General features: G+C 68.9%; 18 protein-coding genes and 1 pseudogene. 8 read left to right on the forward strand and 11 right to left on the reverse strand.

Going from position 1 to position 22,361, the window contains the following annotated elements:
* Positions 1-63: 63 nt before the first annotated feature.
* On the reverse strand, positions 64-372 hold the full coding sequence (locus ACWD11_RS24120; protein ID WP_451285413.1) for a hypothetical protein: 309 nt from the start codon (positions 370-372) through the stop codon (positions 64-66).
* A 157-nt stretch (positions 373-529) separates the two neighbouring features.
* Here ACWD11_RS24120 and ACWD11_RS24125 point away from each other — a divergent pair, with 157 nt between their 5' ends.
* The 4 genes from ACWD11_RS24125 to ACWD11_RS24140 all read left to right on the forward strand — a co-directional run bounded on the left by ACWD11_RS24125 (position 530) and on the right by ACWD11_RS24140 (position 4,105).
* Positions 530-1,525: a LuxR C-terminal-related transcriptional regulator gene (locus tag ACWD11_RS24125; RefSeq protein ID WP_389417460.1), complete on the forward strand. Its 996-nt coding sequence runs from the start codon at positions 530-532 to the stop codon at positions 1,523-1,525.
* Between the two features lie 238 nt (positions 1,526-1,763).
* Positions 1,764-3,029, forward strand: a complete 1,266-nt coding sequence (locus ACWD11_RS24130; protein WP_451285415.1) for a CHAP domain-containing protein — start codon at positions 1,764-1,766, stop codon at positions 3,027-3,029.
* A 168-nt stretch (positions 3,030-3,197) separates the two neighbouring features.
* Positions 3,198-3,599: a VOC family protein gene (locus ACWD11_RS24135; RefSeq protein WP_389417458.1), complete on the forward strand. Its 402-nt coding sequence runs from the start codon at positions 3,198-3,200 to the stop codon at positions 3,597-3,599.
* Positions 3,596-4,105, forward strand: coding sequence for a DinB family protein (locus ACWD11_RS24140; protein ID WP_451285417.1), 510 nt, complete (start codon positions 3,596-3,598; stop codon positions 4,103-4,105). Before ACWD11_RS24135 ends, ACWD11_RS24140 begins: the two co-directional genes overlap by 4 nt.
* 230 nt (positions 4,106-4,335) lie before the next feature.
* On the opposite strand, the gene ACWD11_RS24145 is transcribed toward ACWD11_RS24140, so the two are convergent.
* The 4 genes from ACWD11_RS24145 to ACWD11_RS24160 are packed head-to-tail and all read right to left on the reverse strand — an operon-like array spanning position 4,336 to position 8,943.
* Positions 4,336-5,691: a GH1 family beta-glucosidase gene (locus tag ACWD11_RS24145; RefSeq protein ID WP_451285419.1), complete on the reverse strand. Its 1,356-nt coding sequence runs from the start codon at positions 5,689-5,691 to the stop codon at positions 4,336-4,338.
* 60 nt (positions 5,692-5,751) lie between these two features.
* Entirely contained in the window at positions 5,752-6,591 is an 840-nt protein-coding gene (locus tag ACWD11_RS24150) for a carbohydrate ABC transporter permease (RefSeq protein WP_389417488.1), read from the reverse strand.
* A 28-nt stretch (positions 6,592-6,619) separates the two neighbouring features.
* The gene (locus ACWD11_RS24155) at positions 6,620-7,612 is read right to left on the reverse strand and encodes a carbohydrate ABC transporter permease (protein ID WP_451285421.1); all 993 of its coding nucleotides are present in this window, start codon (positions 7,610-7,612) and stop codon (positions 6,620-6,622) included.
* Between the two features lie 14 nt (positions 7,613-7,626).
* Entirely contained in the window at positions 7,627-8,943 is a 1,317-nt protein-coding gene (locus tag ACWD11_RS24160) for an ABC transporter substrate-binding protein (RefSeq protein WP_389417454.1), read from the reverse strand.
* Between the two features lie 195 nt (positions 8,944-9,138).
* Here ACWD11_RS24160 and ACWD11_RS24165 point away from each other — a divergent pair, with 195 nt between their 5' ends.
* Together ACWD11_RS24165 and ACWD11_RS24170 are read left to right on the forward strand one after the other, a co-directional pair.
* Positions 9,139-10,461, forward strand: coding sequence for an ROK family protein (locus ACWD11_RS24165; protein WP_451124803.1), 1,323 nt, complete (start codon positions 9,139-9,141; stop codon positions 10,459-10,461).
* Between the two features lie 292 nt (positions 10,462-10,753).
* Positions 10,754-11,233 (forward strand): ATP-binding protein, encoded by a 480-nt coding sequence (locus tag ACWD11_RS24170; RefSeq protein WP_451285423.1) that lies wholly within the window; start codon positions 10,754-10,756, stop codon positions 11,231-11,233.
* Between the two features lie 7 nt (positions 11,234-11,240).
* Here the strand turns inward: ACWD11_RS24170 and ACWD11_RS24175 are convergent, their stop codons facing one another.
* The 4 genes from ACWD11_RS24175 to ACWD11_RS24190 form a co-directional block, all read right to left on the reverse strand.
* A complete protein-coding gene (locus ACWD11_RS24175) occupies positions 11,241-13,622 on the reverse strand; it encodes a SpoIIE family protein phosphatase (protein ID WP_451285533.1) in 2,382 nt (793 codons plus the stop codon).
* 181 nt (positions 13,623-13,803) lie between these two features.
* On the reverse strand, positions 13,804-18,075 hold the full coding sequence (locus ACWD11_RS24180) for a HAMP domain-containing protein (protein ID WP_451285425.1): 4,272 nt from the start codon (positions 18,073-18,075) through the stop codon (positions 13,804-13,806).
* 483 nt (positions 18,076-18,558) lie between these two features.
* The gene (locus tag ACWD11_RS24185) at positions 18,559-19,491 is read right to left on the reverse strand and encodes an anti-sigma factor RsbA family regulatory protein (RefSeq protein ID WP_389417450.1); all 933 of its coding nucleotides are present in this window, start codon (positions 19,489-19,491) and stop codon (positions 18,559-18,561) included.
* Positions 19,488-19,790, reverse strand: coding sequence for an STAS domain-containing protein (locus ACWD11_RS24190; RefSeq protein WP_389417449.1), 303 nt, complete (start codon positions 19,788-19,790; stop codon positions 19,488-19,490). The genes ACWD11_RS24185 and ACWD11_RS24190 overlap by 4 nt, the downstream gene beginning before the upstream one ends.
* A 405-nt stretch (positions 19,791-20,195) precedes the next feature.
* Here ACWD11_RS24190 and ACWD11_RS24195 point away from each other — a divergent pair, with 405 nt between their 5' ends.
* Positions 20,196-20,570 carry an ATP-binding protein gene (locus ACWD11_RS24195; RefSeq protein ID WP_389417486.1) on the forward strand — a complete coding sequence of 125 codons (375 nt, stop codon included), beginning with the start codon at positions 20,196-20,198 and terminating at the stop codon, positions 20,568-20,570.
* Positions 20,571-20,581: 11 nt separating this feature from the next.
* Here the strand turns inward: ACWD11_RS24195 and ACWD11_RS24200 are convergent.
* Positions 20,582-21,049 (reverse strand): annotated as a pseudogene (locus tag ACWD11_RS24200) (CGNR zinc finger domain-containing protein).
* Positions 21,050-21,142: 93 nt separating this feature from the next.
* Between ACWD11_RS24200 and ACWD11_RS24205 the strand changes: the two are divergent.
* Complete coding sequence (locus ACWD11_RS24205) at positions 21,143-21,769, forward strand: LysE family translocator (protein ID WP_451285427.1); 627 nt, start codon at positions 21,143-21,145, stop codon at positions 21,767-21,769.
* A 7-nt stretch (positions 21,770-21,776) separates the two neighbouring features.
* On the opposite strand, the gene ACWD11_RS24210 is transcribed toward ACWD11_RS24205, so the two are convergent.
* Positions 21,777-22,328: a dihydrofolate reductase family protein gene (locus ACWD11_RS24210; protein ID WP_451285429.1), complete on the reverse strand. Its 552-nt coding sequence runs from the start codon at positions 22,326-22,328 to the stop codon at positions 21,777-21,779.
* Positions 22,329-22,361: the final 33 nt, after the last annotated feature.

Here is a 22,361-nt window from a genome sequence, read left to right on the forward strand (position 1 = left end):
CCACGCAGGCCGCGTCCATCCCCGTCTCGGTCCGCCGGCCCCGTCTCAGTCCGCAGCCTCCTCTCAGTCCGCCGGCCCCGGCAGGAAGGCGAGCGGCTGCACCGGCACTCCCGCGCCGGTCAGCCGCGCCCCGGCCAGCTCCGGCATCTCGCGCAGCAGCCGGTCGCAGACCTGTACGGCCCGCGCCTCCGCCTCCTCCAGGACGCCTGCCAGCAGATAGACGCCGAGTGTGAGTCCGCGCGGGGGGCACGCGTGCACGGCGACGTGCTCGACGCGATCGCCGGGGACGATCGCGCGTCGCACCAATTCCCTGACGTTCTGCGGGAGTTCCACACCGTCGGGTAGATCCAGATGTGCGTGGACCAGGTACATGCGCTCCAGAGTCTCAACGCAAGACGCTTTCGGGGCGGATATCGGCCTGGACGGTTGCGGTCGTGGCCCATTCCGTCCTTCGGCTGTGACGATCAACCGCCCTCTGCGAGGATTCCCGACGGGTATGGGATGTTCTATGCAGGGACCTGGGGGCCACATGATGACCGCACTTGGACTCGATGCCGTCGCCGAGACGGTGTATCGCGCGATGCTCAGACACCCGGCAGCCGGTGTCGCCGTCCTCGCCGAAAGCGTGGAGCTGTCCGAGGAGAGCGTGCGGGACGCCCTGGACACGCTGAGCGAGCTGGCCCTGGTGCGTCCGGCCGCCGGGGACGCGGGCCGACTCCGCGCTGTTTCGCCCGACATCGGGATGGAGATCCTGATGGCCCGGCAGCAGGCGCTGCTGGCGGCCCACCAGGAGCGCCTCGAAACGTCACGGGCGGCTGCCGCCCAGCTCATCTCCGAGTACGCCGAGCTTCGCCCGGCCACCAGCCATCCCGAAGTAGAACAGCTGGTCGGCCTCGACCAGATCCGTGACCGGCTGGCCGTCCTCACCCGCGAGGTGGCCGAGGAGTTCCTGACCTTCGCCCCCGGCGGGCCGCAGACCTCGGAGAACATGGCCGCGTCACGGCCGCTCAATCAGGATCTGCTCGGTCGTGGAGTGCGGATGCGCACGGTGTACCTCGACAGCGTCCGCACCAACCGGCCCACCGTCGAGCACGCCGACTGGCTGGCGGGTCTGGGCGGCCAGGTCCGCACGGTGCCGTCCCTGCCCACGCGGATGATCCTCATGGACCGGCGGATCGCCATGATGTCGGTCAACAGCGACGACACCGGCACGGGTGCGGTCCTGCTGACCGGGCAGGGCATGCTCACCGCGCTGTGCGCACTCTTCGAGACGACCTGGGAGACCGCCCGGCCGCTCGGCGAGGTCGTTCCCGTCGATCGGGACGGGCTCACCGGCCAGCAGGCGACCGCCCTTCGCCTGCTGGCCGAGGGCCACACCGACGAGACGATCGCCAAGCGGCTCGGGGTCTCGCCTCGTACGGCCCGGCGGATCGCCTCCGAACTGATGGAGCGCCTCGGCGCACGCAGCCGGTTCGAGGCCGGCGTACGCGCCGTTCAGCAAGGCTGGCTTCCGGCCCGCCTCTGACCCATCCCGGGCCTCGGATTCGCCCCGGCCCGCATACCCATACTCCTCAGGACGCAACCGGCCAGGGACTCTTGCGTCCACCAGAACACTCTTCCCCCGGCCGTGACCTGCGGCGAAAGTGGCTTCTGCCACCGGGCGCCACACCCCGTTCCAGCTCTCACAGCTGCACCTGCAGGGCAGCTGTCCGAGCCAGGGATGTGCCGCGCGCCCGCTCGTCTTCCATGCCGCAGGAGAGAACATGAAGCTGAGCAACACCGTCCGTCGTGCCTCCGCCGCCCTCGCCGTCGGTGCCATGTCCCTCGCACTGGTCACGGTCACCGGCGAGACCGCGCAGGCCGCCGCCTCGTGTACCGGCGACGTGTCGATCTACGGCACCCTGTCGGACGGCCGGCTGACGTACACCCAGATCGCACCGAACACCGGCGACCGCCTCAAGACGCTCATCGGCCCGGACCTCGGCTTCACCCCCAAGGCCATGGCGACCCTCAACTTCAACACCATCCTGGTCACTTCGACCACCGGCGACCTCTACCGCGTCGACGTCCAGACGAACAACACCTCACTGACCCTGGCAGGCGTCGTGAAGATCTGGGACGGCGGCTGGACCTTCGACAAGATGGTGTACGACGGCGCCGGCCACCTCTACGGCACGGTCGACGGTCAACTCCACCAGTACGTCGTGTCCCAGGCCAAGCCTTCGGGAACGGCACACATAGGCCAGCACGTGGTGATCGACACCGGGTTCGTCCTCAAGACGCTCGCGGCGGCCGGCGACGACCGCATCATCGCCTCGACATCCGGCGGCCAGCTCTACAGCTACAAGATCGACGGTGTGAACGACTGGACCCGCGCCACACTCAAGAGCGCCGGCTGGACCGGGGTCGACTCGCTCACCTCCCCCGGCGGGGGCCTGTACTACGGCCGCACCAGCGGTGGCATGTACTGGTACCAGGACGCCGACCCGACCGACGGAGACGGCTCCGACATCGCGTACCACCCCAACGACCCGGTGGACGCCTCCGGTTGGACTCAGAGCCTCCTGTCGGCCTACGCGAACAACTGCGCCTATGTGCCGCCGGCGCCCTCCGCCACCACCGGCGAGAAGATCGCCAAGGTCGCCAACGCCCAAGTGGGCAAGAACTTCTACGACTTCAACTTCCAGCACAACAACGCCTGGTGCGCCGAGTTCGTTCGTTACGTGTGGGCCAACGTCGGGGTCAAGACCAGCGGTGTCACTCCGGAGTCGGGCAGTCTCTACACCTACGGCCTGAACAACGGCACCCTGCACAGCACCCCGAGGGTCGGTGACGCCGTGGTCTACGGCTACCACGGTGGCGGTGACGCCGATCACGTCAACCTCGTCGTGGCGGTCGACGGCGACCTCGTCACCACCGTCGGCGGCAATGAGAGCGACATGGTGAAGAGGACCACGTACAACTGGAAGACGAACAACAACCCCCTGAACGCGGGCGACATCGCGGGCTTCGTCTCTCCCGTCGGCTGAGCACGCAGGGACCGGCAAGGTGGGGGTCAGCTGCCGTGCGGGCCTTGCGCGAGCCGGGGTGGGGTAACGGGCTTGCAGTCAACCGCGTTTCCAGCAGGCCATGTTGTTCACTGCAAGCCCACGGTCGCCCTCTATGCACGGTGGGGTCGCTCGTAGATCCTTTGAGCCATGACCGAAAAGGCAAGCGATCCCTCGTGGCCCTCCCGCATCAGCGCGATCACCCTGTTCGTTGAGGACTTGCAGGCCACGAAGCAGTTCTACCGAGAGGTCTTCGGCCTGCCGGTGCACTACGAGGACGACAACTCGGCCGTGTTCGGCTTCGGCAACACCATCATCAACCTGCTGAAGTCGGCCGCGGCACACGATCTCATCGCTCCCGCGAGCGTGGCGGCCCCGGAGAAGGGATCCCGCGCCCAGCTCACCCTCCCGGTGGACGATGTGGATGCGAAGTGCAAGGAACTGGTGGCACTCGGCGTGACGCTGCTGAACGGTCCGATGGACCGGCCCTGGGGAATACGGACCGCCAGCTTCCAGGACCCGGGCGGCCACATCTGGGAGATCGCTCAATGAGCACGACGTCAACCGACGCGGAGATCAACGCACTTCTCAGCTCCCTGGACGGACAACGGCGCCATGTCCTCGGCATCGTGGACGGTCTCGACGACCAGGCGCTGCGGCGGCCGATACTGCCGTCGGGTTGGAGCTGTCTGGGGCTCGTCCAGCACCTCGCGCTGGATGTTGAGCGGTTCTGGTTCCGCGCGGTCGTCCTCGGGGACAAGGACGTCATTCGCGCTCTGGACGAGACCGACGACGCTTGGCAGGTGGCACCCGATGTGCCGGCCACCGGGGTCATCGAGCGGTACTGCCGGGAGATGGACCTCGCAAACGCTTCTATCGCCGCTTGCTCAGCAGATACCACGCTGGCCTGGTGGCCCCACCACCTCTTCGGGGAACCGCATCTGCACAACTTGCGTGACGTCATGCTCCATGTCATCACCGAGACCGCGTGCCACGCGGGCCACCTCGACGCAGCCCGAGAGCTGATCGACGGCCGCCGCTGGCTGGTCCTGACCTGAAAGCCGCGCTCCGGCGTCGCAATCTCCCGCGCTCGCTCATCACGTCCGCCGCGATGGCTGGAGAAGCCCGCATCCCGTACACCACACCGCCGCGCCCGCGAGCAGCGGGCGCGGCGGCCGGATCATCACACTTCACGATATGCCACGCTGGTTCGCCCGCGGCGGGCGGCGGCAGGCCACGGGTCACCGCCACCCGCACCTTCCGCGAAGCTCCTGCTCCGGGCCGACGGTCAGCCTTGGCTCTGCCGGTGGGCGCCGATGATGTCCGCGTACCGGCGACCGCTCGACTTGATGGTGCGTGCCTGGGTCGTGTAGTCGACGTGGACGAGCCCGAACCGCTTGTCGTAGCCGTAGGCCCACTCGAAGTTGTCGAGCAGGGACCATGCGTAGTAGCCGGCCAGCGGGGCTCCCTTGCGCACGGCGCGGGCGCAGGCGGCGACATGCTGCTCCAGGTAGCGGGCGCGGTCGGGGTCGTCGACGATGCCGTCGGGGCCGACGGTGTCGGGGAAGGCGGAGCCGTTCTCGGTGACGTACAGCCGCCCGACGCCGTAGTCATCGGTCAGCCTCATCAGGAACGCCTCCAGACCGCCCGCGTCGATCTGCCAGTCCATCCCGGTGCGCGGCACGTCGGGCAGGCGCACCTCACGGGCGTACGGGACGGGGCCGGCCGGGTCGTCGGCGACCGTGACGGGGAAGTAGTAGTTCAGGCCGTGCCAGTCGAGCGGGACGGCCATCGCCTCCAAGTCGCCTGGGCGCTCGGGGAGTTCGACGCCGTACAGCTCGCGCATGTCGGCGGGGAAGCCGCGGCCGTAGACCGGGTCGAGCCACCACCGGTTGGTGTGGCCGTCCATGCGGGCGGCGGCGGCGATGTCCTCCGGGCGGCTGGAGGCGGCCTCGACGGTGGAGTGGTTGGTCACGAGTCCGACCTGGGCGCCGGGGGCCGCCGCGCGGATGGCCTGGGTGGCGAGGCCGTGGCCGAGCAGCAGGTGGTACGAGGCCTGTACGGCGGCGGTGAGGTCGGTGAGGCCGGGTGCCATCCGGCCTTCCAGGTGGCCGATCCAGGCCGAGCAGAGCGGCTCGTTGAGGGTTGCCCACTGGGTGACGCGGTCGCCGAGGCGCCCGGCGACGGCGGAGGTGTAGGCGGCGAGGTGTTCGGCGGTGTCGCGGACGGTCCAGCCGCCGCGGTCCTGGAGGACCTGGGGCAGGTCCCAGTGGTAGAGGGTGATGCTGGGGGTGATGCCCGCCGCGAGGAGGGCGTCGACGAGACGGTCGTAGAAGTCGAGGCCGGCCGCGTTGACCGGGCCGTCGCCGCCGGGGACCACGCGTGGCCAGGCGATGGACATCCGGTAGGTGTCGGTGCCCAGCTCCTTCATGAGGGCGATGTCCTCGGGCCACCGGTGGTAGTGGTCGCAGGCCTCGTCGCCGTGGTCGTCGTTGTCGATCTTTCCCGGGGTGTGGGAGAAGGTGTCCCAGATCGACGGTGCCCGGCCGTCCTCGGCGACGGCGCCCTCGATCTGGTAGGCGGATGTGGCCGTACCCCACGTGAAGTCGTCGGGGAAGGCGGCGAGGTCTATCGAATCGGACACAGAGGGTGCCTCTCTGGGGTGGTCGGAGGAAGCGAGATCAGAAAGAAGCGCCGCGCGCCGCTACTTGACGGCGCCGGCGGTCAGGCCGGTGACGAGGTAGCGCTGCAGGAGCAGGAACCCGGCGACGACGGGCAGGCTGACGACGAGCGACGCGGCCATGATCTGGTTCCAGTACACGTCGTTCTGGGTGGAGTAGCCCTGGAGCCCGACCGCGAGGGTGCGGGTGGTGTCGTTGGTCATGACGGAGGCGAAGAGGACCTCGCCCCAGGCGGTCATGAACGCGTAGACGGCGACGGCGACGATGCCGGGGATCGCGGCCGGCACCACGACCCGGAACAGGGCGCCGAGCGGCCCGCAGCCGTCGACCTTGGCCGCCTCGTCGAGGTCCTTGGGGACCGAGTCGAAGTACCCGATCAGCATCCAGATCGAGAACGGCAGCGAGAAGGTCAGATAGGTGAGGATCAGGCCGCCGCGGGAGCCGAACAGGGCGATGCCGGTGGCGTTGCCGATGTTGACGTAGATGAGGAACAGCGGCAGCAGGAAGAGGATGCCGGGGAACATCTGGGTGGACAGCACCGTGACCGTGAAGACGCGCTTGCCGCGGAAGGTGTAGCGGCTGACCGCGTAGGCCGCGAACACCGCGATGGTGACGGAGCAGACGGTCGCCGCCCCGGCCACGATCAGCGAGTTCATGAAGTAGTCGGCCAGCGGCACCGTCTCCCAGATGTCGAAGTACGGGCGGACGGTGAGACTCGAGGGCATCCACTGGAACTTCCCCGACACGTCCTCCAGCGGCTTCAGCGAGCTGGAGATCATCACGTAGACGGGCAGCAGCACGAAGCCCGCGAGGAGCGTCAGGAAGATCCGCCGGCTCCACAGGAAGGACTGCGGCGCGGCCATCGGAGAGCGGGCCTGAAGCCCGGACCGGCTAGGCATCGGTGGCCTTCCTTCCGCGGGAGGTGAGCGCGAGGTAGGCGCCCGTCACCAGGAGCAGGAACAGCAGCAGCAGGACCGACATGGCGGAGCCGGTGCCGAAGTTCCAGGTCTGGAACGAGGACTGGTAGATGTGCAGCGAGATGAGGTCCGCGGCCTCCGGTGCCGCCTCGCCGAAGAGGACGAAGGGGGTGTTGAAGTCGTTGAACGTCCACAGGAACAGCACCAGCACGAGCACCTGGTTGACCGGGCGCAGGGACGGCAGGGTGATGCGGCGGATCTGCTGCCAGATGCCGGCGCCGTCGAGCGCGGCGGCCTCGTACATCTCGCGGGGGATGTTCTGCAGCCCGGCCATGACGATGAGGAAGGCGAACGGCCAGCCCTTCCAGACCGAGACGACGAGCAGGGCGATGAAGCTGTTGTCGCCGATGAGCCAGAACGGCGCGCTGTCGGTGAGCCCGAGCTGGTCGTGGATCACGTGGTTCACCAGGCCGTTGTCCCGCTGGAACATGAACGCCCAGGTGATGACGGCCGCGTAGACCGGCAGCGCGTACGGCACGAGGAAGAGCGTGCGCAGGAAGCCACGGCCGCGGAAGCTCTCCTGCATGAAGATGGCGGCGGCCACCCCGAGGAGCCAGCACAGGCCGACCGAGAGCACGGTGAACAGACAGGTCGTGACGAAGGACTTCAGCAGTGCCTCGCCGATGGGGGCGTTGAAGTCGACCGCGAGGGAGTAGTTGTCGAATCCGGTCCAGGGAGCTGTGGTCCAGTCACGGATGTAGAACTGGGTGAGCTCCCTGAAACTGACGGTGATGCCGATGACCATCGGCACCAGATGAACCAGGAGTTCGAGCAGGAGGGCGGGGAGCAGCAGGAGGTACGGCAGGCCGATGCGGCGCAGCCGCCCGAAGCGGCGCGTGCGCGCCGCTTCGGGGGGGCTCTTGCGTGCCTTCCGCTCGCCTGTGCCAGGGGCAGCGGTGAGAGTCATCTGGGTGTCCGTACTCAGTTCTTGGGCATCTGCTGCTGGGCCTTCTCAAGCTTGGCCCGTACCGATTCGGTGGTGATGGCCCGGCCCGCGGCGGCGTCGGCGAACAGCTCCTTGACGGCGGTGCCCACGACGGTCTCGAACTGCGACTCCTCCGGCACCTGCGGCAGCGCGGTGGCGCTGGTGGCCAGGGTCTCGCGCAGGACGGCGAGCGAGGGGGTGTTGAAGGCCGGGTCCTCCTGGGCGGCCTTGACCGGCGGGATGGAGCCGTACGCCTTGTTGAGGATGACCTGCTCCTCCTCGCTGGTCATGAAGTTGACGAACTTCTTGGCGCCGTCGATGTTCTTGGTGTTCTTGAAGACGGCGAGGTTGATGCCGGCGACCATGGAGTTGGTGTTGGCGCCCTCACCGGGGGTGCCGGACTGGACGGGAGCGGGCGCCACGCCCCACTCGTCGTCCTTCATGCCCTGGGTCTTGAAGGTGGCCGAGGCGGTCTGCCACAGCACCATGCCGGTCTTGTCCTTGGCGAAGTCGCTGAGGGACTGGTTCTGCGCGTACTCGGCGTTGCCGGGCGCGATGATCTTGTCCTTGGCCATCAGGTCGACGTACTGCTTGACCGCCGCGACGGCGCCGTCGGAGGTGAAGTCCGGCTTGCCGTCAGGGGTGAAGAAGTCCGCGCCGTGCTGCTTGCCGAGGACGAACACCTGGTGGATGTTGTTGGAGAGGTTGGAGCCCTCGGCGCCGAGGCCGTTACTGCCCTTGGCGGTGAGCTTCTTGCCGGCCTCGACCAGCTCGTCCCACGTGGCCGGGGGCTTCTCGATGCCGGCCTCGGCGAAGAGCTTCTTGTTGTAGTAGAGCGCGTAGGCCATGGAGTACAGCGGTACGGCGGCGGGGTCCTGGCCCTGGACGCCGGTGGAACCGAGCGCGGAGTCGACGAAGCGGTCCTTGCCGCCGATCGCCTCGAAGTTCTTCGCGTCCCAGGGCAGCAGGGCGCCGGTGGCCTGGAGGGAGGCGCTCCAGGTGTTGCCTATGTTCAGGACGTCGGGTCCCTGGCCGGAGGTGGTGGCGGTGAGGATGCGGTTGAGCAGGTCCGACCAGGGCACCACCTCCAGCTTCACCTTGATGCCGGTCTCCTTCTCGAACTTGTCGAGTTCGGGCTGGAGGACCTTCTTGTCCACCTCCAGGTTGGCGCCCTGGTTGGAGGCCCAGTACGTGAGGGTCTTGGGCTTGTCGTTGGACCCCTCCGAGCCGGACGAGCCCCCGCCGCAGGCAGCCGCGGTGAGAACGAGGGAGAGGGTGACGACGCCGACGGCTGCGGCTCTGATTCTGCGCATGACTCCAAGGGCCCTTCCGGGGAGGTGGATGGACTTCGCCTGCGGGGAGGGTGCGACACGACTGGCGTCCCGCGTTCGAGGCCTGAAGCACCCCACCGCTTAATTCACGGTGTGAGTTAAACCTCAAGTGAAGGTCGCGTCAAGGGCTCCGCCCCATGTAAGTTGCGTGCAGGACATCCAAGACGAGGGGGCAGGGTGACAATGCGCAGCGGCCGTACGGTGCGTGACCTGCGGCGGGCGAACCGCACCGCGGTGTTGCAACGGTTGTATTTCGACGGGCCCTTGAGCCGCTTCTCGCTCGGCCCGGTCACCGGGCTGAGTTCGGGGTCGGTGAGCAACGTGGTGTCCGAGCTGGTCGCCGAGGGCCTGGTCGAGGAGGCCGGCAGCGTCGACTCGGCCGGCGGCCGCCCCCGCACGCTCCTGCGTATCAGCGCGCACAGCGGCTACATGATCGGCGTGGACGTCGGCGAGACGCGGGTGCGGATCGAGCTCTTCGACCTGGCACTGACCGAACTGGCCCGGGTGGAGAAGCCGCTCGCGACCGAGGGGCCGCGGCGCGTCGACCGCTACGACGTCGGTGTCGTGGTCGGTCACCTCCGCGACGGCATCACCGAAGTGCTGAGCCAGGCCGGTATCCCCGCGGAGCGGTTGCTGGGCGTCGGCATCGGCGTCCCCGGCATCGTCGCCAGGAGCGCGCAGGACGGCGCCGTGGTGCACGGCCAGACCATCGGCTGGGACGCCGTCCCGCTGGAGCGGTTGCTGCGCGAGTCCCGGCTGCTGCCGGAGAGCGTGCCGTACTACATCGACAACGGTGCCAAGACGCTCGGCCAGGCGGAGATGTGGTTCGGTGCCGGACGGGGCGCGCAGAACGCCGTGGTGGTGCTCTTCGGTTCCGGTGTCGGCGCCTGCGTCGTCACCGACGACATGCGGTCCGGCCGGGCCGTGGAGTGGGGGCATCTGACCGTACGGGTACGGGGGCGGCAGTGCCGCTGCGGCGCCAAGGGCTGTCTGGAGGCGTACGCCGGCTCCGAAGCGCTCCTGGAACGGTGGGCCGAGGCAGGCGGGCGGCCCCCGGCCGGCGTCGACGAAGAGACCGCGCTGACCGCCATGCTCGCCGCCGCGTACCCCACCCCCGACGCCGACGGGACGACCGCGCCGACCGACGCGACCGCGCTGGCCGTCCTGGAGGAGACGGCGGAGTACCTCGGCGCCGGCTTCTCCGACCTGATCAACCTGTTCCAGCCCGAACGTGTCCTCGTCGGCGGCTGGGCCGGCCTCCAGCTCGGCCGGCGCTTCCTCGACACGGTGCGGACGTACGCCGCGTCGTACTCGCTGAAGTACCCGGCCGGGCGCGTCGAGATCGATCTGGGCACCCTCGGACCGGACGCCGTCACCGTAGGAGCCGCGATCCTGCCCCTCGCGGACTTCTTCGCCCGCGGCGGCCGCCGCCCCGAGGCGGCCCCGGAGGAGCAGAGCCCCATGTGGCAGAACAGCCTGCGGGAACGGGCGGCTCAGTGAACGACCGAAGCAAGTGGTCTTGGACTGCGCGAAGTTGAAAGAGCCTGCCCGACCACTTCGCCTTCGTACCCCCCGTACCCCTTCGTCAGCCCTGATGCAGTGCATCAGCTGCGCCCTCTACGGCCGCCCCTCCGGATTTGGCTCACCAGCCTGATTTCGAGGACCCTGAATTACGGGTGCTACCTGAAGGCTGAAGACCCCTGTGCCGGGGCAGCCGACAGGTGGCCGTGCGATGCTGCCTGAGTGCAGCGTGAAGTTTGCGTGACGATCATGTGAGACGGGGACGGGGCTCATGGGACAGACCGTGGGGGACGAGGGACAGAAGACGGGGGACCGGGGTCCGCTGTGGGCGTCGGCCGCCTATGACGGCGATTCCTCCTGTATCGGCGCCGCGCGGCACCTGGCCACGAGCTTTCTCAGCGACGTGGAGGCCGTGCACGGGGTGCCGGTGTCCGAGCGGGCACTGGGCATGACGCAGCTGGTGGTCAGCGAACTGGTCACCAACGCGGTGAAGTACGCGCCAGGACCGGTCATGCTCGATCTGCGGATCGTCGGCGGCGCGGTACGGATTTCGGTGTGGGACAGCGACCCGGTGCTGCCGGACGTCGCCGCCACCGACCCGCGGCGAGTCGGCCGGCACGGCCTGGAGATCACCCTCGCGGTCAGCCAGGGTTACGAGGTCCATCGTGAACCCGTCGGCAAGCGCGTCACGGCGCTGATCGCGCTGGCCGACGACCCCGGCGGGCACATCGCCGGCAGCACGAATCCGTGACGTTCCTTCACCCGAGCCGGATGCCCACGATGCACGTGTCGTCGTCGGTGTCCGAGTTGCTGTAGGTCAGCAGGCGGTCCAGCTGCTGGTCGAGTGAGCTGGGCGCCGTGCGGGCGGTGGTCAGCAGGTGGACCAGGGACTCCTCCACGGACCGGTCGCGGCGTTCGATCAGACCGTCCGTGTACATCAGCAGGGTGTCCCCCTCGGCCAGTTGGATCTCGCTCTCCTCGTACCCGACCTCGGGCAGCGCGCCGAGCAGCATCCCCTTGACCAGGGGTAGAGCGGCCGCGTCACTGCCCTGGACGAGCACGGGCGGCAGGTGGCCCGCCCTCGCCCAGCGGAGCGTCCGCAGGGCCGGGTCGTACAGCCCGCACACCGCCGTCGCGGTGACGGCGCCCGTCAGGTGGTGCGCCACGATGTTGAGCCACGACAGCAGCTGGCCCGGCCCGGCGCCGGTCACCGCAAGGCCACGCAGGGCGTTGCGCAGGACGACCATGCTGGTCGCGGCCTCTATGCCGTGCCCCGCCACGTCGCCCACGCACAGCAGCACCTGCCCGGAGGGCAGCTCGACGGTGTCGTACCAGTCGCCACCCACCAGCTGCTCGGTTTCCGCGGGCCGGTAGCGGACGGCCACCTGGAGGCCGGGGACCTCCAGCGGTGTCTGCTCGGGCGGCATGATGGCGTGCTGCAGCTGCAGGGTGAGCCGGTTGCGCTCGGTGGCCTGCTGCTCGGTGTGCGCCAGCTGGTCGCGGGTGGCGGCGAGCGCCACCTCGGTCCAGTGCTGGGCGGAGATGTCCTGGCAGGCGCCGCGTACGAGGAGCAGCCGGTCGTCGGTGTCGAGCACCGGCTCGGCGACGATGCGGATGTGGCGGGTCACCCCGTCCGGTCGCTGGAGCCGGAAGGCCGCGGCGGCCGGCCGCCGGTGGTGCAGCAGCGTGCGCAGGAATTGGCGGATGGCGATGCCGTCGTCCGGATGCGCGTGGGCCGGCAGATGCTCCAGGGGCACCGGGGTGCTCGACTGCGGGCGCCCATAGAGATCGAACAGCTGTCCGTTCCAGGTGATCTCACCGGTCAGCACGTTCTCCTCGAAGCCGCCGATGCGGCCGAGGCGCTGGGCGTGCTGGAGCAGGCTCGCCAGGCGCGCCGTCTCGTCCTCGATGCGCCAGATGAGCAGGACGGTGGTGCCGTGCCGGCTGATGCTGATGTCCGCGACCGCCGAGAGGGGGACCTGGTCGACCAGGGCGGTGAGGTTCATCCGGCGGGCCCGGAAGGGCTCACCGGTGGCGTACACGTGCTCGATGCGGTGGAACAGCTCGCTGTCCCCCGCGGCCATCGGGTACGCCTCCAGCAGCAGCGCGCCGCTCACCACCGCACGAGCCCGGCCTGCCGGGTCCAGGAAGCGGTTGTTGACGTGCTGGATACGGAAGTCCACCAGGTTCCCGGCGTCGTCCAGGTGAGGCACCAGGACCAGCGCGGGATCGTGCAGTCCGTCGGCCAGGTCCATCAGCTCCGCGGCGTCCGGCATGACGCGCGGTTCCTGGGCGGGGCCGTGCAGCAGCGTGTAGGTCTCCAGGGTGTGACCGCACAGCTCCGCCAGGGCCTCCACCTGGCGGACGATCTGCGGCGGCTGCGGCCCCAGGGGTGAGGGCCAGGCGATCTCCAGCACGCCGTGGATACGGCCCCCGGTACCGGCGGGCAGGGCGGCCCGGCCCCCGTGCGGATGGTGGTGCAGGCCGATGCTGGGAAGTCCGGTCTCCGAGAGGGACGTGAACCACTGCCCCGAGCGCTCGGTGAGCCCGCGCCGCGCCACCGTCGCCACGTCCGGCGGGACGTACCGCCAGCGAGCGGCCTCGGCCGGGGAGAACCCGGCGCTGCCCGCCAGCGTGAGCGAACCGTCGGACCCCGCGGACCACACGGCCACGGCCACCGCACCGAGCGGGCGCAGCGCCTGCTCCAGCAGGGCTTCCGCGACTGCCTGGGTGTCGTCCGCGGCCAGTGCACCGCTCTCCGCCGCGCGCAGGCGTACGGCGGCGGACTCGGCCTTGGTCTCCTCCGTGGCCCTGGTGGCGGCGAGGAACGCGTCCGTCACCTCGGACATCCGGTCCCGGGCCGCCTGGTTGATGATGTCGACGGCGAGTTCGAGAGGGGTGACCTGAGCCTGCTCGGCGAGCTCGGCGAGCTGCCGGGCGGCCTGGGCGGGCCCGCACGTCAGCCGTTCGACCAGGATGCCCTTGGCCAGTTCGATCAGGGCGCGTCCCTCGGCTTCCGCCTGGGCGGCCCGCACCTCCCGGCTGAGCCGTTCCACGGTGGCCGCCAGCCTGCCCACCGGTGTGGCGGGCGGACCGCTCGCGACATCAGCGGGCGCCGCGCCGGCGACAGGCACCGACAGCGAGGAGGACGCGCCGGGAGTTCCGGATTCGAGCTCCGGCGCACCGCCCTGATCCGGTTCGACCGGATGCTCGGACTTGCTCACGGTGTGAAGGCTCCTCGGCTGAAGCGCCCTGGGGCGCGGAACGGCAGGCGCTGCGGGGCGTCCGACCCGCCGGGGTGCGGGCGGACCGCCGACGTGCTCATGCGGGCAGCCAGCGCCGGACACAGGCGATGAGGTCGCCTGTGTCGACGGGCTTGGTGACGTAGTCGCTGGCGCCCGAGGCGATGCTCTTCTCCCGGTCGCCGGGCATCGCCTTGGCCGTGACGGCGATGATCGGCAGCTCCGCGTACTGCGGCATTTTGCGGATCTCTGCCGTGGCGGTGTAACCGTCCATCTCCGGCATCATCACGTCCATGAGCACGAGCGCGACGTCCGGGTTGTTCACCAGCGTCTCGATGCACTGGCGGCCGTTCTCGGCATGCAGCACCCGGAAGCCGTGCAACTCCAGGATCCCGCTGAGCGCGAAGAGGTTGCGCGCGTCGTCGTCGACGACCAGGACGGTACGGTCCGCCGGCTCGTCGTCGACGGGATGCGGTGTCACCGGCCGCGCGTCCTCGGACCGGACCAGGGTCAGTACGTCCCCGGGCTCCTCGGCGGACAGGTGCAGGACGATCCGCTCACGCAGTTCGTCGAGACTGGACAGGAACTCAAGCGCCGTGCCCGCCGAGTAGGTCCGCAGCGTCTCTTCCCGGACCGGGTCGGTGCGATGACCGCTGTGCACCAGCACAGGAACACTCGCCAGCGCCGGGTCACCCTCCAGGGCCTCGAGGAACCGGGCGGCCTCACCGTCCGGCGTGCCCAGTTCCAGGACGACGCAGTGGCACGGGTCAGCCGCCAGGGCGCCCGCCGCCTCCTGCGCCCCGACAGCGGTGATGATCTCGACCGCGGGCCGCTGCCCGCCGTCCTCACGGCCGTGCGCGAGGTCCGCGACCACGCTCTCCGCGACGAGGGTCAGCAGGCCGCGCGGTCTGTCCTCCACGACGAGCAGGCGCCGGGGCCGCGGTCCGGGCCCGAGCCGGGGCACCTGTACCGGGCGTGACAAGCCCTCGGGGAGGGACTCGTCCGGGACCCGCTCCGGGGTTCCGCCGTGGTCGACCAGTTCCTGGAAGTCGGGACGGGCCACCGGCAGGAACAGCGTGAAGGTGCTGCCCTGGCCGGGCGTGCTGTGCACCGTGACGGCGCCGCCGAGCAGATGGGCGATCTCCCGGGTGATGGACAGGCCCAGACCGGTGCCGCCGTACTTGCGGCTCGTCGTGCCGTCCGCCTGCTGGAAGGCGCCGAAGATCGTCTCCAGGTGCTGCTCCGGGATGCCGATGCCGGTGTCCGTGACACGGAAGGCCACCACAGCGCCGCCCCGGACCACTCCGTGGGGCACCTCGTCGTCCGCCGCCGGTTCGATGCTCAACTGCACACCGCCCCGCTCGGTGAACTTCACTGCGTTCGACAGCAGGTTGCGCAGCACCTGGCGCAGCCTCGAGTCGTCCGTGAACAGGTCCGCGGGCGCGCCGGGCGCGGTCGTCACCGTGAAGTCCAGGCTCTTCTGCGTCGTCATGGGCCGGAACGTGGCCTCGACGTACTCGATGAGCTGCGGCAGCGCCACGCGCTCGGGCGTGACGTCCATCTTCCCGGCCTCGACCTTCGACAGGTCGAGGATGTCGCTGATCAGCTGGAGCAGGTCCGAGCCGGCGGAGTGGATGATCTGCGCGTACTCGACCTGCTTCGGGGTGAGGTTGCGGGCCGGGTTCTGGGCCAGCAACTGGGCGAGGATGAGCAGGCTGTTGAGCGGGGTGCGCAGCTCGTGGCTCATGTTCGCCAGGAACTCCGACTTGTACTTCGAGGCCAGCGACAGCTGCTGGGCACGGGTCTCCAGCTCCTGCCGCGCCTGCTCGATCTGCAGGTTCTTCGCCTCGATGTCCCGGTTCTGCGCCGCCAGCAGCGAGGCCTTCTCCTCCAGGTCGGCATTGGAGCGCTGCAGTTCCTCCTGCTGCACCTGCAGCTCCGCCGACCGGTCCTGGAGTTCGGCCGTCAGGCGCTGCGACTCGGCCAGCAGCTCGTCGGTACGGGCGTTGGCCACGATGGTGTTGACGTTGACGCCGATGGTCTCCATCAGCTGTGCGAGGAAGTCGTGCTGGATCTGTGTGAAGGAGGTGACCGATGCCAGCTCGATGACGCCGAGGACCTGGTCCTCGACCACAATGGGCAGCAGCACCAGCGCGGTGGGCACCACCCCGCCGAGCCCCGAGGAGATGGTCACGTAGTCCGCCGGCAGATCTTCCACCGTGATGGTGCGCCGGCTGCGGGCGGCCTGGCCGACCAGGGTACGGCCGAAGGCGATGCGCGTGGGCCGGGCGTCGTCCTCCGGGTACCCGTAGGAGCCGACGAGCCGCAGCCGAGGGCCGCCGTCGCCTTCCTCGGCCAGGTAGAAGGCCCCGTACTGGGCCGCCACCAGGGGGACCAGCTCGTCCATGATCAGTTCGGCGACCACGGGCAGGTCGCGGTGGCCCTGCATCAGGCCCGAGATCCGGGCGAGGTTCGTCTTGAGCCAGTCCTGCTCCTGGTTGGCGCGGGTCGTCTCGCGCAGGGACTCCACCATCGAGTTGATGTTGTCCTTGAGCTCGGCGACCTCGCCGGAGGCCTCGACGTTGATCGAGCGCGTCAGGTCGCCCTCCGCCACGGCGCTGGTGACCTCGGCGATCGCGCGCACCTGCCGGGTCAGGTTCCCGGCCAGCTCGTTGACGTTCTCCGTCAGGCGCTTCCAGGTGCCCGAGACACCCTCCACCTCGGCCTGCCCGCCGAGGCGTCCCTCGGTGCCGACCTCGCGGGCCACCCGGGTGACCTCGTCGGCGAAGGCGGACAGCTGGTCGACCATCGTGTTGATGGTCGTCTTGAGTTCGAGGATCTCGCCGCGTGCATCGACGTCGATCTTCTTCGACAGGTCACCCTTGGCCACCGCGGTCGTCACGAGCGCGATGTTGCGCACCTGGCCGGTGAGGTTGTTGGCCATCGAGTTGACGTTGTCGGTGAGGTCCTTCCAGGTGCCCGCGACGTTCGGCACATGCGCCTGTCCGCCCAGGCGTCCCTCGGTGCCGACCTCACGGGCCACCCGGGTGACCTCGTCGGCGAAGGCCGACAGGGTGTCGACCATGGTGTTGATGACGTCCGCCAGAGCCGCGACCTCGCCCTTGGCCTCGACCGTGATGCGCTGCGACAGGTCACCGCGCGCCACGGCGGTGGCGACCTGGGCGATGGAGCGGACCTGGCCGGTCAGGTTGGAGGCCATGACGTTGACGTTGTCGGTGAGGTCCTTCCAGGTGCCCGACACGCCGCGCACCTGTGCCTGGCCGCCCAGGCGCCCCTCGGTGCCGACCTCACGGGCCACCCGCGTGACCTCATCCGCGAACGCGGACAGCTGATCGACCATCGTGTTGATGGTGCTCTTCAGTTCAAGAATCTCACCGCGCGCGTCCACGGTGATCTTCTGGGAGAGGTCTCCCTTGGCCACCGCGGTCGCCACCAGCGCGATGTTGCGGACCTGGCCGGTGAGGTTGCCCGCCATGAAGTTCACGGAGTCGGTGAGGTCGCGCCAAGTGCCCTTGACGCCCTTGACATCCGCCTGGCCGCCCAGGCGTCCCTCGGTGCCGACCTCGCGGGCCACCCGCGTGACCTCATCCGCGAACGCGGACAGCTGATCGACCATCGTGTTGATGGTGCTCTTCAGTTCAAGAATCTCACCGCGCGCATCGACGGTGATCTTCTGGGAGAGGTCGCCCTGGGCCACCGCCGTGGTGACCTGGGCGATGGAGCGGACCTGGCTCGTGAGATTGCCCGCCATGTGGTTGACGGAGTCGGTGAGGTCGCGCCAGACACCGGCCACACCCGGCACCTGGGCCTGGCCGCCCAGGCGCCCCTCGCTGCCGACCTCGCGCGCGACGCGGGTGACCTCGTCGGCGAACGCGGACAGCTGGTCGACCATCGTGTTGACGGTCTCCTTCAGCTGCAGGATCTCGCCGCGGGCGGGCACGTCGATCTTCTGGGAGAGGTCACCCTTGGCCACGGCCGTGGCCACCTGCGCGATGTCGCGGACCTGGGTGGTCAGATTGCCCGCCATGGCGTTGACCGAGTCCGTCAGGTCGGCCCAGGTCCCCGAGACGCCGGGCACCTCCGCCTGGCCGCCCAGCGTCCCCTCGGTACCCACCTCGCGGGCCACCCGGGTGACCTCGGACGTGAACACGGACAGCTGGTCCACCATGCCGTTGAAGACCTGGGCGATGTCGCCCATGAGGCCGTCGGCGTCGACCGGCAGACGGGTGCCGAAGTCCCCGTCCCGCACGGCCGTCAGGCCCGCCAGGAGCCGCCGGAGCTCCTGATCACCCTTGGAGACCTCTACGACCCCGGCGCTGTTGCTGGTCATGCGTACCCTCGTTCCGCTCCCCAGGAGCCCTCGACACCGAGAACTCGGAACCCCCCGAACCGATCGGCGGCCCGGCCGTCGTGCGTGCAGTTCCGCAGCTCACGGAAGTACGCAACGAGAAAAACACGCCGCAGGCTAACCCAGATTACCGGCGCGGAACAAAGCGTCGGAGCAACCAAGGAAATCAGGGATACGGACAGGTGGGAGTGTGCATACCCGGGCCCGGAAGGGGTACTCAGCTCGATTCGCAGTCGCAGGTGTGCGCCCGCCGCCGCGGTGACGGCGGCGCATGGTCGCAAACGGTGACGAAAGCCACTTGGCGCGCGGTGGGCGGCGGTCCCTTCTTCGGCCGTCCTGCAACTACGCCTGGGGGGCTGCTGCGCGCCGCCAGCATGAGCTTGCAACATCGCTCCCTGGCGCCACGCCGACCGGAAACATGGAGGGGTGGGCGGCCACCCGGGCAGGTGGGCGCCCACACCGTGGTCACGCGCTGACGTAGACGCGGACGGTCGTGCCCTCACTGGTGGTGTGCAGGCGCACCAGGTCGGCGACGTAGTGCACCAGGAGCAGTCCTCGCCCACCGGGCTTGCCGTGCTGCGCCGGGCGGCGCCCGGCCAAGGGGTCGGTCAGCCGTCCCGCGTCGCGGACCTCCATCACGACCTGCCCCTGCTCGGCCCAGACCGCGAGGGTTCCCCGGCCGCCGCCGTGCACCACGCTGTTGGTCGTCAGCTCCGCGATCACCAGCTCCGCATCCATCAGCCGCTCGCCGGCCAGACCCAGCCGGGCCACCTTAGCGACGCCGAACTTGCGGACCGCTGGGAGCTCCTCAGCCCCGTAGGAGAAGACGGCGGCGTCCGGCGCGGGCGTCAGCTCCTGGTTGTAGTGGGAGACGACCGCTTTCCAGTCGTAGACGTCGCTGATCTCCTCACGGCCGTCGCCGCTGATGAGGGTGGGGTGGGTGATCCGCGCATCGGCGATCACCTCCGGGTCCAGCCGTGTCTCGTCGTAGGGGCACAGGATCGTCACCGCGCGGCCCTCGAACGCGGCGTTGATCAGCGCCTCATGCTGCGCGCACGCCGGGTACTCCACCGCGCTGCGCCCGGCCCAGATCGGTTCCCCGATGATCCGCACCCGCCCCTTGGGGTGCGCGTCAGCGAATCCGCGCAGCACCTTGGGGATGATCCGCCCGGGGTTGCGGCCGGCCTCGGTCATGTCCAGGAACAGGATGTCCTGGGCGTCCGCGCCCAGCCCGTTCTTGATCAGCTCCAGGTTGGGGCCGGGCACCGCGACGGCCATCGGCTCGCCGTTGGCCAGCCCTTCCCTCAGGAACGACAGCGTCTGCTGCGTGTACTCCTGCTCGCTGCGGTAGAACAGGGCAGGGTGCACGAACAGGTCGTCGGCATGTACGGCGCTCATCGCGGCGCCACCTCGATCCGGTTCAAGCCCGGCCAGAACATGGCCAGCACCGCGGGCAGCTGGGGCGGGGGATGTTCGACGACCACCCGTCCGTCGGGCAGGTTCATGGCGGTGACCGCCAGCGCCGTCACGCCGGCCACGTCGACGAAGGCCACGTCGGACAGCTCCACGTAGGAGACACCCGCATGCTGCCGGGCCAGGTCGGACAGGGCCCGCTCCCAGGCCGGGCGGGTGAGCGCGCTGATCTCACCACGGGCACGTATCCCGGTACGACCGGGCAACGGGCTCACCTCCAACATGATCCTCCCTGGCATTGCCGGACCGTGTGGGGCATCCCCGCTCGGTCTCCTCCACCCATCCAGCAGCCACCTGCCGACTGCCTCTCCCAACAGTACGGGCAGCAAAAAGCTTCTTCCGGACCCTTAGCCTATAGCGGCATCCCAGTTGCTCCGGCGGGTGCGTGCCCGGTGCCCGCGCCTACGCACCGGCGGCCGGGGCCGAGGACATCCCTCTCGATCTTGTCGACGACTTCCCCACCCTCATCGTGCGGCCACTGACCCGAAACGCCCAGCCAAAGTGTGGCTCCTCGCGTCAGCACGCATACAGCGGGTACCCGCGTCAGGGCAAAGCCGGGTTCGTTGCAAGGAGGGGTCACAGTGGATGAATCGTCGTTGCGAGCGGTGGGCTGGGCACGCTCGCTGCCCATGCACACCGGCCCGAAGGCGGCGCGCGACTGGGCCCGCAAGCATCTGGAGACGCTCGACTGGGCGCACAGCGCTCCCCAGACCGTGGACGATGTGCTGCTGACCGTGTCGGAACTGGTCACCAACGCACACATCCACGCACGCTCCTCCGCTCGGCTCGTCCTGACCTGGGACGGCCAGTGCCTGCACGTCACCGTGCACGACGACAACGCCGCCCTGCCCACCCCACGCGCCCCCAGCGGTGACCGCCTCGGCGGGCGGGGCATGTTCCTGGTCGACGCCTTGGCCGACGACTGGGAAGCCCGCCCCTGCCCCGACGGCAAGTCCGTCACGGCCTGCTTTCACCCTCCGCGCCCGACCGAGGACGCCCGCTGACCTGGCGTGAGCTATTGAGCTTGTTCGACGAGGAAGCGTGTCTTCTTCTCGCGATTTCCGCACGTTTTCATGTCGCACCACTTCCGTGTGCCGCCTCGGCTCGTGCCCAGGAAAGCGGCTCGGCACGTGAGCGAGGCGCACAGGGAGATCTCTCCCTCGCGCTCTCCCGCGAGAAGACTGATCGCGTCGGCGGCGATCACGCTGAGCGCATCTTCCACGGAAGAGGATCCCAGCCGCCTTTTCCGGTCACCCTCGGGGGTCAGGATCGTGGCAGCCGCGTGAATTGATTCCCTTAGCTCTCGGGCCCGGTCGAGCTGGAGCTTGGTGCAGGAGTCGGCCGCGAGTCCATTGACTGCCAACTAGTCCGTGAGCCGAGTGGGCACAGGGATGCGTTCCACTGTTTCACCGCGACGCTCTGACAGGGTTCCCGTGAAGTTGGCCGTCAGCACTTTACCGAGGCGAAACTCAGGGCCACACACAGGAGCCACCGGGACTCCCGTGAATCCTCCAAGGTCAGCAGCAGGTTTCCGGCCACCAACTGGGGTGACTCGCCAAGCCGGAGGTAGTTGACAATGCTGGATTTAGCGGTGCTGCCAGGCTACATTGCGGTGATCCTGCTCTTTCTCGCTCCGCCCGGGCCCGATATGGCTTACATGCTCGCAGTGGGCCTTGAGGGGGGTCGCCTGTCCGCACTGAAAGCCATCCTCGGCATAGGTGCAGGTATGAGCGTCTATGCCGCCGCCGTCGTTGCCGGGATGGGCGAAGTCGCCCGATCTCACCCATCGGTGCTTGATGCGGTGAGAATATTGGGTGCCGCGTATTTGCTGTGGCTGGCGTACGTGACCATGCGAAATGCGCGGCGGGCGATCAACGGACACGGTGATATCGCGACAGGCAGGTGGTATCTGCGAGGCGTGTTGGTCAGCCTGACGAATCCGAAAATAATTCTTTTTTACCTCGCGGTCCTCCCGCAGTTCATAGGGAGTGCAGAGAATCCTGAACTACAGATGGCCATGCTCGGTGCGATCAATGTCCTGATGGAGATAATTCTTTACGGGGGCATCGGAGTTTTGTCGGGATCGTTTCATGGACGACTCACCGGCTCCACAAGGGCGACGGCCGTGCTGAATTATGCTGCGTGCGCCGTTTATGTGGTGCTGGCAGCGGCGATCACTGTCGAGATTCTCCTGGCATATTGATCCGCGTTCAGCGCTTCGTCTCGTACCTGTTCAGGACCACACCGCCGGGAAACGTCCGGGTCTCCACCAGGTTCAGGTTCGTCCGGCCGTCCAGCGCGGTGAAGAACGGTTTGCCGCTACCCACCAGGACGGGATGGGTCACGATCGTGTACTCGTCGATCAGCCCGGCCCGCATCGCCGCCCCGGCGAGCGCTGCGCCACCGACCCTCATCGGGCCACCGTCCCCGGCCTTGAGCCGAGTGATCTCCGCGACCGCGTCACCGGTGACCAGGCGAGCGTTCCAGTCGACCTTGTCGACCGTCGAGGAGAACACCACCTTCGGCGTCTCCCGCCAGTTCCGCGCGAAGTCGATCTGCGCTGGCGTAGCGCCCGGCTGCTGGTCGCCGGTCGGCCAGTAGGAGCTCATGGTCTCCCACAGCTTGCGCCCGTACAGCAACAGGCTGATCGCCCGCTCCTCGTCGAGCCACCAATGGAACAGTTCGTCGCTCGGCTCGCTCCAGCCGGGCGCGGCGACATAGCCGTCCAGGGACAGGTTCATGCCGTAGAGCAGTCTCCGCATAACGCCGGCCTTCCGTCAGTCGGTCTCGGAAGT

It is taken from the genome of Streptomyces sp. NPDC002776 (assembly GCF_053592195.1).